Origin of the sequence: Kitasatospora sp. NPDC086009 (assembly GCF_044540385.1) — a bacterium.
GTDB lineage: Bacteria > Actinomycetota > Actinomycetes > Streptomycetales > Streptomycetaceae > Kitasatospora.
On sequence record NZ_JBITSA010000023.1, the window covers coordinates 4,916 to 17,286 of the forward strand.

The 12,371-nt window shown below is 71.1% G+C and carries 11 protein-coding genes and 1 pseudogene; 3 read left to right on the plus strand and 9 right to left on the minus strand.

Annotation, left to right across the window (positions count from 1 at the left end; all coding sequences use genetic code 11):
* Nucleotides 1-133: 133 nt before the first annotated feature.
* Nucleotides 134-295 carry a hypothetical protein gene (locus tag ACIF6L_RS34025; RefSeq protein ID WP_396491533.1) on the minus strand — a complete coding sequence of 54 codons (162 nt, stop codon included), beginning with the start codon at nt 293-295 and terminating at the stop codon, nt 134-136.
* Nucleotides 296-677: 382 nt separating this feature from the next.
* On the opposite strand from ACIF6L_RS34025, the gene ACIF6L_RS34030 reads away from it, so the two are divergent.
* Complete coding sequence (locus ACIF6L_RS34030) at nt 678-1,688, plus strand: hypothetical protein (RefSeq protein WP_396491532.1); 1,011 nt, start codon at nt 678-680, stop codon at nt 1,686-1,688.
* A gap of 271 nt (nt 1,689-1,959) precedes the next feature.
* Here the strand turns inward: ACIF6L_RS34030 and ACIF6L_RS34035 are convergent, their stop codons facing one another.
* The 8 genes and pseudogenes from ACIF6L_RS34035 to ACIF6L_RS34070 form a co-directional block, all read right to left on the minus strand.
* Entirely contained in the window at nt 1,960-2,145 is a 186-nt protein-coding gene (locus tag ACIF6L_RS34035; protein WP_396491531.1) for a hypothetical protein, read from the minus strand.
* Nucleotides 2,146-2,471: 326 nt separating this feature from the next.
* Nucleotides 2,472-3,185, minus strand: a complete 714-nt coding sequence (locus ACIF6L_RS34040) for a hypothetical protein (RefSeq protein ID WP_396491530.1) — start codon at nt 3,183-3,185, stop codon at nt 2,472-2,474.
* A 64-nt stretch (nt 3,186-3,249) separates the two neighbouring features.
* Complete coding sequence (locus tag ACIF6L_RS34045; RefSeq protein ID WP_396491529.1) at nt 3,250-3,804, minus strand: hypothetical protein; 555 nt, start codon at nt 3,802-3,804, stop codon at nt 3,250-3,252.
* Complete coding sequence (locus ACIF6L_RS34050) at nt 3,804-6,293, minus strand: hypothetical protein (protein ID WP_396491528.1); 2,490 nt, start codon at nt 6,291-6,293, stop codon at nt 3,804-3,806. The genes ACIF6L_RS34045 and ACIF6L_RS34050 overlap by 1 nt, the downstream gene beginning before the upstream one ends.
* Before the next feature lie 13 nt (nt 6,294-6,306).
* Complete coding sequence (locus tag ACIF6L_RS34055; RefSeq protein WP_396491527.1) at nt 6,307-6,945, minus strand: hypothetical protein; 639 nt, start codon at nt 6,943-6,945, stop codon at nt 6,307-6,309.
* Nucleotides 6,946-7,200: 255 nt separating this feature from the next.
* Nucleotides 7,201-7,437 (minus strand): endonuclease domain-containing protein, encoded by a 237-nt coding sequence (locus ACIF6L_RS34060; protein ID WP_396491526.1) that lies wholly within the window; start codon nt 7,435-7,437, stop codon nt 7,201-7,203.
* A 1,046-nt stretch (nt 7,438-8,483) separates the two neighbouring features.
* Nucleotides 8,484-9,041, minus strand: a pseudogene (locus tag ACIF6L_RS34065) (IS5 family transposase); the annotation flags it as partial.
* Nucleotides 9,042-9,381: 340 nt separating this feature from the next.
* Nucleotides 9,382-10,818, minus strand: a complete 1,437-nt coding sequence (locus ACIF6L_RS34070; protein ID WP_396491525.1) for a hypothetical protein — start codon at nt 10,816-10,818, stop codon at nt 9,382-9,384.
* A gap of 526 nt (nt 10,819-11,344) precedes the next feature.
* Between ACIF6L_RS34070 and ACIF6L_RS34075 the strand changes: the two genes are divergently transcribed.
* On the plus strand, nt 11,345-11,953 hold the full coding sequence (locus ACIF6L_RS34075; RefSeq protein WP_396491524.1) for a hypothetical protein: 609 nt from the start codon (nt 11,345-11,347) through the stop codon (nt 11,951-11,953).
* 261 nt (nt 11,954-12,214) lie between these two features.
* Nucleotides 12,215-12,337: a hypothetical protein gene (locus ACIF6L_RS34080; protein ID WP_396491523.1), complete on the plus strand. Its 123-nt coding sequence runs from the start codon at nt 12,215-12,217 to the stop codon at nt 12,335-12,337.
* The last annotated feature ends 34 nt before the right edge of the window (nt 12,338-12,371 follow it).

Here is a 12,371-nt window from a genome sequence, read left to right on the forward strand (position 1 = left end):
CGGCCTGGCCTACTCGGTTATTTTGGGGCCCCCCCCCGCGCACCCCGGGCCCACCACCCCGCCCGGGCGGGGGGGGGGGCCCCCCCCCGGGGGGGGGGGGCGGGCCCCCCCCCCCCCCCACCCCCCTCCCGTCCTACGCCATCACGGTGTGCAAAAGGGTGATGACCGCCACGACCGTGCCGAGGCCGGCCAGCAAGCCCCCGGCCGCGAACGCGAGGACACCGGCACCGACGGCCACAGACAGGATCAGCGCCCAGCGCTGGGAGAGCCGCTCGGGCTCGTTGTTGTTGCTCATCAAGCGTTACGCTCCTGACAGTTCCATCCTGAAGCGGCCCCGGTTGCCCCCCGGGGCCGTTCGCGTTCCTGCGAACGGCTAGCCACCCGACCCTTTCGACGAGGTCGTAAGCCCATTCTGTAGACCCACGACAGGTGCCTGACGGGCTGCCAGCAACGTTCCAACCCGCACGAAAGACTCTTATATATTCCAAATATAGAAGTGTCTTATATGCGGGTTGGAACGTTGGGATCAGAACGTTGGGGGAACTGAGATGGGTGGAGCGCGTGAGGCAGCTGAGCGTCGGGCCCGCCGACTGAATGAGCTGCGCAGGAACGGATCCGTCACCGCCGCGAGTGCCGCCCTGGAGCGGATCTGGAGCGCCGGAAAGAGCCCCGTTGAGATGGACGTCATGAGGAGCCGCGGCATCGTGCTCCGTGCCCACATCCTGGTCCCGGTGAAGGGTCAGCAGCGGCTGCCGCCGCTGACCCAGTTGATCAGGTCCCGTGGTCTCGCGCTCCGGTTCTACCTGTTGGCAGTCTTCGACGCGCACTGCCGCCTCCCGGTGGGCGAGCCGTGGACGAGTACCCGTCCGCTCACCGGCAGGGGGTCCTGGTCGGATTTGGTGGCGATCGACGGGGCATACAGCGCCCCGGCGGACCAGTACATGCGATACGACACCAAGCAGGAGCGAACGTTGGCGGACCAGCGGCTTCGACAGGTCCAGGCCGCCCTTCGACTCCTGGAGGAGTTCGGCCCGGAGGACGAGCGGGTGCCGGGCCCGGGCGGCCCGCAAGCCCTGGTGTCAGTGCCCCGGGCAGGCAAAACCAGGAAGTACGAGCGGTTCTCACTGTTGCACGAGAATGGAAAAGGACTGCTCCAGACCCCGCGTGCATACCGTGTACCCCGCCAGACGTACAACGGCCAGACTCTGCGCATCCCGACCGACTTCTTCCTGGAAGGCTGGGTCCAGGTGCTGACCGACGCGGAGATCGCTGTGTGGCTGATTCTGCTGTGGCACAGCCAGAGGTACCCGAAGCGGCACACCGAGGAGGGCGTGTATCTCTACGCCAACCGCCGAGAGCAGCTCGGTCTGCGCCGCGACTCCTGGGAGGACGCCTGCGCGCGCCTGCTGGAGTTCGGGCTCATCCGGTACGCGGTTCCTCCGGAGCCGGTCACGGAAGGCAGCGAGCAGAACACCACCGACCAGGCGGCCGCGCCAGACGAGGCGGCTCTGATGGCCAAATTCGTGAAGGAGTCCAACGAGGCCTTCACATCGCCGTTCGACGAGCTGCCAGCGGAGGTCGCCCAGTACGAGCCCCACCGGTACCAGGTGCTCGGCAGCCAGCTCCAGGAGAAGGCGTTGGACAAGGTCATCAAGGAGACCACCCACCGAATCAAGAAGCTCAAGTGAGCGGCCCCCAGCGAGCAGCCAGCCCGGCACGGCGCGCGGTCGACCCGGCCCGGAGCTGGCCATCCACATCGTCCAGGTCCACCGCACCGAGATCGTCGGCGCCTGAGTCTTGCCCGGTGCCCCGAAGACCTCCTGACGTCCCTACAGGGCCGCTGACGACCCCTGAGGCCGCCGATCCTGACACCCGGGCGGGCGCACGGCGAAACGACAGAACGCCTTGTAGGCCCGTTCCCGGCGGCTGTGATGCGGGATGTTCTTCCCCTAGCCGGCGCTACGGCTCCATGCCGTCGGCCATGTCGAGCAGGTGATTGACGGCGTCGAACTCGGCGACCAGGGCGACGAGCTCCTCCGTCGGCGGCAGCGCGACCGGCCCGACGTCGGCGGCCAAGGCGCGGCGCAGCCGGTGCGCGGCGAGGCGGGCCAGCCGTTCGGTGTTCGGGTTGGTGATGTCGGTCATGGCGATTTCCGTTCCGTCGTTGGAATTCGGTCGGTTTTCCGTGCTCGGGTCGCCGGATATCGCTGTGCGATGCGCTTTCCTGGGCTCGGGGATTGCGGTTCGGGTAGTTCGAGAATTCGGTGGCCGGTCCGGATCTCGTTCGATCGGCCCGCTAAAGCGGCTGCTGATGCCCGGATCGGCCGGTCGTGAAGGGGCCGGACCGATCGCTGGTCCGGGCCCGCTCCCCGCACAGCGGCGATGCCGGACCTGGGGCTTGGTGACTCGAACTCGGCTTTCTGGTATATGAGTTGCCGGGTTGTGACTGGCCGCTCCGGAGGGTGGTGCGGTCAGCTGCGGCGGGGCCAGGCGGTGGCCATGTCGTCCAGGTGAATTCCGGGCGGGGTGTCCTCCATTGCTCCGGCGAGGGCGAGGGGCCGGTGGGTGAGCAGCTCGGCGAGGATCAGGCTCTCGGGCTGGCGGGCGAGGACGTAGCGGGGCCCGGGCCAGGCGTCGGGGTCGGTGTCGTGGGCGGAGCCGGGTCCGTAGTCGGCGTACAGCTGCCGCAGCTCCGGCTCCCGGTCGCGGGTGAAGGCGGCGAGTTGGTCGGGGTAGCCGGGTGCGGTGACCAGCCACCGCACCGCGTGCAGGACGTGGTCCGTGAGCTCGTCGTCGAAGGGCCGCTCGCCGACCAGGCCGTGGAAGAGCTCCTCCATCACGGCGTGCACGTCGCGCAGCTCGGGGCTGGGCGGGGGCGGGGAGAAGGGGATCGGCGGGTTCGGTGCGGACGGGACGGCGATGCCGCCGCGCTGGGCTTCGACGCGGGAGCGTTCGGCGAGTTCGGCCAGGCGGGCGTTGACCGCGATGCTGCTGCCGCGCCAGCCGTTGATGAAGGTCCTGCCGTCCCGGTCGTCGGGGAAGCGCCTGCCGGTGCTGGAGACGGTGCCCTGCACCGGGTCGAGGACGTCCCACTCGATCCGGGCGATGGCGGCGGAAGCCTGCTCGCGGGTGTGGCCGGCGGCCACCAGGAGGTCGGTCACCAGGTAGTAGCCGGGGCCGCGCATCCGGGCCTCCTTCGTGAGATGGGGGCGGCCCTGGTACGGGCCGCCCCGGGGAGTGGGTGGCGGGTCAGCTGAGGTCGAAGTCGTCGGGGTCGAACGTGAAGTCGTCCGGGCCGAACCCGCCGTAGGAGCCGCCGTTGAAGTAGTCGGCGAGGGCCTCGCCGATCACCCGGCGCACGTCCTCCTCGTCCTCGGCGCGGGCCAGGGCAGCGGCCTGCTCGCCGGTGAGGTTGAGGTGGACGTCGCGGGCCCGGACCGCGTCCGAGCCCTGGATCTCGAAGGTCATGGTCCGCCCGACCCGGGCGCTGACGCCGGAGATGGTGCCGCGCTGCGACAGTTGCTTGGCCTTGCGCTCGCGGCCGCGCTCCGTGGTCTGCACATCGAGCGCTTCGCGCCGCAGCTGCTGCTCGTGCGCGGGCTTGGTGGGGTGGCGGGTGCCGTCGATCCAGCGCAGCACAGTGCGCGGGGCGACGCCGTAGGCGGCGGCCATGGCCTTGGTGCTGCCGCCGTACTTGCGCTCCCGGACCTGCCCGGCCTGGGTGGTGGACTGCACGGGGGCCTGACGGGAGGGGAAGAGCGTCTCGCGGACCCGTCCGAACATGCCCCGGAGCTTGCCGGCCATCAGTTGTCGCCTTCCTGCTCGTCGGTGCCGGCCTGGTCGGGGCCGATGCAGGTGCCGTCGGTGGCGTAGTGGTGGACCAGCTTGGAGGGGTGCTCACGGCGCCCCAGCGCCTCGAGCACCGCGGGCAGCGGGATCGAGGACTCGTGCTTGTGGCTGCCCGGCGCGATCCCCAGGCGCAGCGCGCCCGGCACCGGGCTGCCGTCGTCCTTCACCGGGAGCAGCTCCAGCGGGGACGGCTGGTCGGTGGCGTAGAGGTAGGAGTCGACGTTGACGGCGATCGGGGCCCGGCCGGTGAGCAGGTAGGTCTTGCGCAGGCGGCGGTGGGCGGCGATGCGGGCGGCGTCGATGATGTGGAAGCGGATCTCGGGGCGGTAGGACCAGGAGGCGGCGACCTTCTCCAGCCAGGCGGCCTCGTCCGGGTGGGCGGTGCGGGCGGAGTCGGCCCACTTGCCGATGCCGCCCTTGTAGACGTTCTTGTAGAGCCCGGCGAGGACCAGTGCGTCGGCCCGGGCCGGGTCGCCCGCGACCTGCTTGTGGACGGCGTAGGCGCCGAGGAACTCGGCCGGTGCCTGGCCGTCGGTCAGGCCGAGCTCGGCGTAGGCCCGCTTGTACCCGCCCCGGATCCGGCCGGTCCACTCCTTGAGCAGCGGCACGGTGTGGGTGGAGATGTACGCCTGTGTGATGGTGGCCGGGTCGAAGCTGTAGGTGCTGGCCATGTAGGCCACCGTCGGCGTCGCGTACCAGCCGGGCCCGGTGGGCGGGCGGCCGTGGAAGGTCGCCGGGTGCGGCAGCAGCTCGTCCACCGCCGTGGTGGTGAAGTCGCACCACCACAGGCCCGCGTCCTTCCCGCCGTTCCAGTCCGGCCGCTGCACCAGCTTGAGCGGACCGGCGGGCAGGCGCAGGGAGTCGGTCACCGACAGGTAGGAGGCGCAGACGTCGACCGCGACCACCCACGGCCGGACGGCCTCCTGCTCGGTGAGCTCGCGGGCCCACCACTTGTAGTCCTCCTCCTCGCAGACCGTCTCGCCGGCGGCGAGCAGCTTGCGGGTGAGGGGGTGGCGGGCTCCGGCGGCCGGCGGCACCGACACGTCGCCCTTGGGGAGGGCGCCCTCGCGCAGGTGCGCGGTCCACTCGCCCGTCGCCGGGTCCTTCACCCACTCCTCGCGCGGGCGCACCGCCTCCAGCAGGTTCATGCCGGTGACAGCGGTGGTCGCGCCCGGGGCGACCCCCAGGTCGGTGGTGAAGGCGCGGAAGCGGCGCGCGAAGGTGGCGCCGTCCACGGTGCCGTCCGGGGCGGTGGCCAGCTGGACGGCCAGTGCGCTGGTGGCCTGCTGGCGGCCGTCGCCCTGGCCGAGCCACGGCGCGACCACGACCCGGACCGATGTCTTCTGGCCGCCGGCCGAACCGGCACGGCGGAACGCGTGGAACGCCGGGCCGACGTTATCGGACACCTCCATGCCGACCGTGGCCGCGGCCTTCGCCAGCTTGGCCTGCAGCGCGGCCAGCGCCTTCTCGGTGGCCGGGAGCGCGGCGGGCAGGCCGAGCTGCTTGAGCGCGCCGGCGGTCAGGCACACCGTGCCGTCGCCGCCCCTGCCGGACGGGTGGGCGCGCTCGATGCGCAGCGGCAGGCCGGTGCCCAGCCATGCGAACCAGTCGCCCAGCTTGGTGCCGGCCGGGGCCGGGATCTGCGGGACGTCCAGCGCCCAGGTGCCGTCCGCGGCGACGTCCAGGGCGACCATCGGCCACCACTTCGCGGCCGCCGTGGAAGCGGGAGCAGCGGGACGCGCTGTGGCCGCAGTGCCCGTGCGCGTCGCCGCCGGGCGCGCCGGGGTGCGGGAGACTGCCGGGCGGCGGGCGCCCGCTGCGGCGCCCGCGGGGGCCTGCGGCGGGGTGGGCGCGGGGCGGGCGGGCTCCGCGGCCGCAGGAGGTGCGGGCGGCGTGCTCGGTTCGGCCGGGGCGGGCTGCTGGGTCTGCGGGGCCCGGGCGGGCGCCGGCCGCTCGGGCCGGGGAGTGGGGGGGGCGGTTGCCGGGACGTCGGGGCGGCACCAGCCGCCGAGGTGCATCGGACGGCCCTGGGCCCGGTAGACGGACGGGTGGCCGCACTGCACGCACGGCACGGCCTCGCGCATCACCAGCGAGCCGTCGGGGTTCTGGTCGAGCATCACCACCTGGAGGCCGCCGGCGGGCTGCTCGGGCGCGGCCGGGACCGGAGCCGGGACCGGCGCCGGGGCGGGGGCTTCGGGGGTGGGGAAGCGGGCGGCCAGGCCGTCCAGGAGACGCACGTAGGCGGGGGTGATGTTCGGGCCGGGAACGGCGCTGCCGTCCTCCCAACCCTTCACCAGCGCGGAGTTCACCCGCAGGGCGACCGCGACCTGGGTGACGGTCAGGCCGGCTGCCAGGCGCAGCCGCCGGCGCTCGGCCGGGGCGGGCAGGCCAGTGCGTACGCCCGAGAGGAGGGCGTCGACCGAGTCGAAGAGCTCGTCGGACATCAGGCCGTTCTCCTCAGCGTCCGTTGGTTCGGGTCGGGTCGAGGCGGGGGTCACCGAACAGCGCGTCGAATACGCCCTCGGTGACGCAGGCGATCAGGCCCTGCCCAGCGTGGCGCAGGGTGTAGCCGGCGCTACGCCCGAGAGCGGCCACCGCGATCGGGACCTGCGGGCGGTAGTAGAAAGTCAGCTCCCGGTCGGCGAACTCGCGCGGTCCTGCCTGTGTCGGGGCGGGAACGAACGGCAGCGTGAACTCGGGCAGGCCCGCCACGTCCGGCTCGGCGGCCAGGTGCAGGATTCCGTCGTCGACCGTGCGGAACGCGACGACCAGGTCCACGCCGCCGGCGCGGCGGTCCCGCGGCAGACCGTGGCCTTCCAGGACCCGGCCGAGCTGGGAGGGTGCCATGGCCGCCGCGATGCCCAGGGAACGCCGGTTGGAGTAGCTGTCGGCGGCGTCCGCGCGGGACATCGCCAGCTCCTTCACCACGTTCAGGTGCTGGGTGACACGGCTGATCCGGGCGACCAGGGCGGTCAGGTCATCGAACTCGGACGCCTGCGGTGGCTCCACCAGGCGCTCGCCGCGCAGCGCGGCGAGCAGCGCCCGGCCCAGGTCGGCGGACACCTCAACGCGCTCTCCGCCGATGCTGATCCTCACGAAATTACTCCCAAACAGTAGAACATAATCAAAAGCTACGCCCGTCTACTTTGAGAGTCAAGCGTAAAAGGGCGCACGGTCCCGCCGCACACGCCCCCAACTCCTCTCCGCCGCGCGGAGAAGGGCACGCGTGTCCAAGGACCGGATGGCGCGTTGGCAGGGCGTAACAAAGATCGCCGCCGCCTCACTACCAGCCGCGCGCCGCCGCGGTCCCGACGGCCGGTTCCCCGCCTACCGCGGCCACACCTGCCAGCCCTACACGGGCGCCCGGTGCAGATCCCCCGCCAGGCTCTGGAACATCCCTGCGGGCAGGCGCAGCGCCGCCTCCAGCGAGCCGAGCCGAGAGTTGCACATCCGACAGGGCGCGCCCCTCGCCTCGTCCGTGGCGTGGTCGTGGTCGACCTCCTGGGACGAGCGGTCACACAGCGCGCACCCGGGCCGCTCGGCCAGGAACGCGGCCTTCGCCTCCGACGACATCTTGCGGTACTTCACAGCCAGCCCCTGGTGATCGTCGCCTGACTTCGCGTCACCACGATGGCAGTCGGAACCGACAGCGCCGCCGGACGATCGCGGACTCGGAACCGTCCCTGGGTTCCCGCCCGCGGCCCCCGGCTGGCGACGTAGCGTGTCGACGAGTGTGCCTTCCGGTCGGTGGCCCAACCCGATCGGAGAAGCCGGTACAGGGCCTCAGACAGGAACGATCCAGTGGAAACCAGTGGCGACGATCCCGCACTCGCAGTGCAGTGCCCCCAGTGCAGGGCCCAGCCCTGTGTCATGTGCTTCCGCTGCCGCTCGGCCCACGACCGGAGGAACGCGCGTGCCTCGTCCACCCGGACGTCCAGGGTGGCCGTGACCTCCGGCGCTGCGGATTGCCCGCTGGGGCACCGGGTCGGTGGTGATGTGGTGGCGGACCCGGACGGTGCTGTCTTCTGCCGTCCGTCGCCTTCGAACTCGTGAGCCCTGCAACTGCGCGCTCGGATGTCAACAGCACAAGGATTGCCAATCTCTGCCTCATTTGAGCCGCATACTCCTGAATTTCGAAATGAATGCGGTCGATGGGACGAGCCTGGGGTGAAGTCTCGAATCTCTCGTGAAAGAGGTAACGGTGAAGAAATCGATCACTTTAGTGGCTGCGCTGGCCATGCTGATCGTGCCCATGGCGGGCCAAGCTGCAGCGTCTTCCACCAGGGTCCAGGGGGCCACCAACCAGCGGTGCCCCGACGAAGTCTGGCGAGGGGGAGACTCCGAGTGCACGATCAGCTACACGGGGTCTCGGTGGTATAGCGGCGACTGGGTCGCGTTGCACTGGGATCCGCAGATCCCCGAACTCTGGGTCAACGGGTACACGCCCAACAACGTGGACTACAGGGTTCGAGTGGTCAATCAAGTTAGTGCGAAGTACTCGCCTTGGGGACGAGGCGGCACGGGTGTCGGGCTGGCAGTCGGAGGATTCGCCTGGACCGACGCTCGCTCTGGTGCTCTTATCTATGCCAGCGGAAAGACGCTTGAGGTTTGGCGCTAGGGATCGTCCTCAAAGATCAGATCCAGAGCAGGATCGAGGCGATGGTGGCAGCGGCCTGGTAGGACTCGCGGGTCTTGTCGTTGCGGGTGGCCAGGCCGCGCCACTGCTTCAGCGGTTGAAGCAGCGTTCGACGACGTTGCGGAGCCGGTAGGCCTGCCAGCCGGAGCCGGCGGCCGGCCCCCGCGCGAGCCCCGGTTGAGGCGATTCAGGGTCTGGTCGGCGCGTTCGGGGATGGTGCGGCGGATACCGCGCCGGCCCAGGTAGGCGCGGATCCGGCGGGAGCTGTAGCCCTTGTCGGCGATCACGTGATCGGGCCGGGTGCGCGGACGTCCCGGCCCGACCCTGAGGACCCGGATCGCCTCCAGCACGGCTTCGAGGCGGGTGCAGTCGTGGGCGTTGCCGCCCGAGAGGACGAAACCGAGCGGGCGGCCCCGTCCGTCGCAGGCCAGGTGGAGCTTGGTTCTCGGTCCGCCTCGGGATCGGCCCAGGGCGTGATCACCCGCTTCGTCCCGGTCGATGGCCCCCTTTTGCCGCCGATGGCGTGCTGGTGGGCCCGCACGATCGTCGAGTCGACCCGACACCAGCGAGTCAATTTCGCCGGCGGCGGCCTGGAGGGTGAGTGCCCGCAGGTCGAGCAGGTCGGGGTGGTCGACCTCCTCAAGGGTGGCTTCGACGTCCTCGACCACCTCCAGGCGGTGGTCGGCCAGGTACTGGCGCCGGCCCGCCGCGCTGGGCAAGGCAAGGAACGCGTCGACGATCTCGCGCGCGGTGCTGCGCGAGGGCGGCGTCCAGGGTCGAGCCGGCCTGCCAGGCCTCGGCGTGCACGACAGGCGCCGGGCGGCCGTCCGGGCCTGCTGCAAGGACGGTCCGGCCGCCGGAGAGGACGCGGAGGCCCAGCCAGGCACGGCATCCGCTCAGACGTACAAGTAGCGGTCCACCAGGCGCAGCAGCGCCTGGGTGTTCAGGAGCGCGGCAAAGGCGAACTCGCTGCGGTAGGTGTGGGTGGACGCCTTGTGCGCGCTCAGGTGCCGGTTGAAGGTGTGCTGGCGGTTGACGCCGTTCAGGAAGACGTTCTTCATCGCGGTGACCAGGAGGATGGCCGACAGCCTTCGCAGCTGGGAGCTGCCGGTGTAGGCGCCGAGGACCCCGATGATCACCTTATGGCTGCCGGTGTTCGGGTCGGCCGGGAACGTGCCCTGGGGGAAGTAGCTGCGCAGCCAAGCCCGGCCGTGCGTAGCCATGAGGGTGTCCAGTACGTTGCCCAGCAGGGCCTGCGCCGGTGCGTCGTGGCCGTCGCGGATGCAGGCAGCAGCCTGGAGGGTGAGCGTCCGCAGATCGAGCAGTTCGGGGTGGTCGACCTCCTCCAGGCTGGCTTCGACGTCCTCGACCATCTCCAGGCGGTGGTCGGCCAGGTACTGCCGCCGAGCCTCCGTGCTGGGCAGGGCGAGGAGCGCGTCGACGATCTCCGCACGCGGTGCCCAGGCCAGGCAGATGCCGTCCTTCGCGGCGACGCGCAGCAGCCACGTCCACTGCTTGGCGTCGAGGCCGGTCAGGTTGTCCGGCAGCCAGTCCTTGATCAGCTTTCGGACGCCGGCGAACCCTGCGAACAGATCCTTGGCGACGATGCGGTTGATCTCTTCTGCGATCCGGTTCAGCGGCGAGGAGTACGACGCCGCAAAGTCGTTCTGGATCAGCCGCAACGAATCGTTGAGGACGCTGGCCTGTACCTGGGCGGCCGCACCGACGATCTGCAGCGCGTCCTTCACTGCGGAGTTCCGCCCGGCGGTGGCTGCGGCCATCGCCTCCCGCAGGTCCTTGGACAGTACCGGCAGACCGGAGAGCAAGGCGGTCAGGTCTGGGCTCCGGAGTCCCAGTTGCGCGCTGAGGCCGGAGGCGGCGAAGTTGTTCTCGAACAGCCGCACCGAATCGCTGACGAAGCTGGCCCGCACCTGGGCGGCTGCGCCGACGTTCCGCAGCGCGTCCCTCAGCGCGGAGTTCTGCCCGGCGGTGATCGAGGCCGTCGCCTCCCGCAGGCTATCGGGCAGCACCAGTGAACGGATGGTCGAAGCGGTCACGGAGTCGATGATGTTCAGCCTCGGGTCCACCACGGCGTTCACCGCCGCCACGATCCGGGCGTTCTGCTGGGCCCTGATCGACGCCACGGCGTCGATCAGGGGCTGGTTCACGATCCGGTTGATGCCGGCCAGCTGCGCACGCAGAGGACCCAGCGGGTCGTAGTTCTGGGGCAGCAGCTGAATAATCCTCACCTGGTCGGCTGCCGCCTCCGCGCCTGCGGTTTCCCCGTCGTCCCGCACTTCGTGTTCGCTGGTCTGCTGCTCCGACTCCTTCATAGACGTCAGCATCCCTCACCCAGCCGACACCACTCCCGGATATTCCAGGGGCACCGGGGCTCAACACCGGCTGCGGAGCCGCTGACAGCAGCGCCGCAGAGGTGACCACCACGTCGGGAAGGCCGAGACGGGGCCAGAGCCGGGCGCCAGGCAGTGCCCGCGGCGGGGCGCAGGGGCACTGCCTGACCTGGAACGGCCCCGCCGGTCGGACGGGAGACGATGGCCAGTGACATCACGGGCGCGACGCAGTCCCACTCGGTGTTCTACGGCCGTCTCCTCTGGGAGTCAAAGAGGAAAGGGGCGCCGCGCGGCACTGCCGCGCACCCCGGGCCCGCCTGGTCCGTCCGGCGCCGCAGCCCGGGGCCGCCATGGAGCCCGCGCATCCGAACGCCGGGCGACGCACCGACACGGCGCGGCCGATGAGCGCCCCTGGACGCCAGAGTGATTTCACGTCAGGAAGTCCTGACGGATGCTATATTCGTCAGGACTTCCCGACGCATGATTGAATTCGGATCGAGGGGACGCTATGGGCTGGCTGTACGGCGAGGGTGCCAACGCGAGCGAGGGCGACAACCACGAGGGCTGGGTGATCGCCGTGCTCACCGACGGCGACGCCGAGCGTGACGCCTTCGACGAGACCGGCGAGGCCTACGACCGGGGCCTGAGCTGGGCATGGTCGTTCAAGTTCGACGGGGCCGGCGGCCGGCGCAAGGCCCAAGGCCTGCGGGCGATCTGCTCGTGCGGCTGGCGCGGGCCCCGGCGCCCGGCCGACTTCGGCGCCCCGCAGGCGTGCTCGGAGGCACTGCGGCCCGAGTGGGAGCGCCACTGCGAGAGCGCCCTGGCCACCACGTTCACGAAGCGCCTGGACAAGCTGCACCAGGAGATGCAGGACGTGCTCGAGGCGTTGCTCGACACCGGCCTGCCCCACGGTGAACCCGCACGCCCGCTCCTGGCCGCCTACGCCGCCACCATCCTGCGGGCCGAGGCCGAGCGCTACCAGCAGGCCGCCGTGGACGCGGCCCGCGAGACCCACTTCTCCTGGGACGACATCGCCCGCGCCCTCCAAATGAGCAAGCAGAGCGCCCACCAGCGGTTCACCCGCAACCCCGTCCCGGTACCCGCCGACCAGCACTAACAGCCGCGGACCCCGAGACAGCACACCAGGGGGATGGGGTGCCCGGCCCACCTGGAGCGGGCACCCCTTCCCCTCGTCCGCGAGTCCGCGATCGCGCTCCTTCGAGGCCCGGTCAGCAGGAGACGGTCGTCACCACCGAGGACCAGGGCCACTGGCCGGCCCGCGGGTCGTCCGGCGTAACACGCCCGACGGGCACCACACCCACGGCTGCCTCCGTTGTGAGCGGGCGACCCGAGCCCCGCCGCTGCCCGGACTGCGGCAGTGCCCGGGTCGACCGATCACCCCGGGGTCTCCACCTGCCGCAAGAGGAGGCTGCCGGACCTGGACGACTGCTGGGACTTCGGCGCCGAGCCGCCAGCCCTGCGGGACCCGTACGACGGCTGAACGAGCGTGCGGGCCGGCCACCCTAGACGAACAA

What these genes read in the sequence shown, in the direction of transcription:
- ACIF6L_RS34025 (WP_396491533.1), bottom strand. Translation starts at nt 295, where the DNA reads ATGAGCAACAACAACGAGCCCGAGCGGCTCTCCCAGCGCTGGGCGCTG.
- ACIF6L_RS34030 (WP_396491532.1), top strand. Translation starts at nt 678, where the DNA reads ATGGACGTCATGAGGAGCCGCGGCATCGTGCTCCGTGCCCACATCCTG.
- ACIF6L_RS34035 (WP_396491531.1), bottom strand. Translation starts at nt 2,145, where the DNA reads ATGACCGACATCACCAACCCGAACACCGAACGGCTGGCCCGCCTCGCC.
- ACIF6L_RS34040 (WP_396491530.1), bottom strand. Translation starts at nt 3,185, where the DNA reads ATGCGCGGCCCCGGCTACTACCTGGTGACCGACCTCCTGGTGGCCGCC.
- ACIF6L_RS34045 (WP_396491529.1), bottom strand. Translation starts at nt 3,804, where the DNA reads ATGGCCGGCAAGCTCCGGGGCATGTTCGGACGGGTCCGCGAGACGCTC.
- ACIF6L_RS34050 (WP_396491528.1), bottom strand. Translation starts at nt 6,293, where the DNA reads ATGTCCGACGAGCTCTTCGACTCGGTCGACGCCCTCCTCTCGGGCGTA.
- ACIF6L_RS34070 (WP_396491525.1), bottom strand. Translation starts at nt 10,818, where the DNA reads ATGAAGGAGTCGGAGCAGCAGACCAGCGAACACGAAGTGCGGGACGAC.
- ACIF6L_RS34075 (WP_396491524.1), top strand. Translation starts at nt 11,345, where the DNA reads ATGGGCTGGCTGTACGGCGAGGGTGCCAACGCGAGCGAGGGCGACAAC.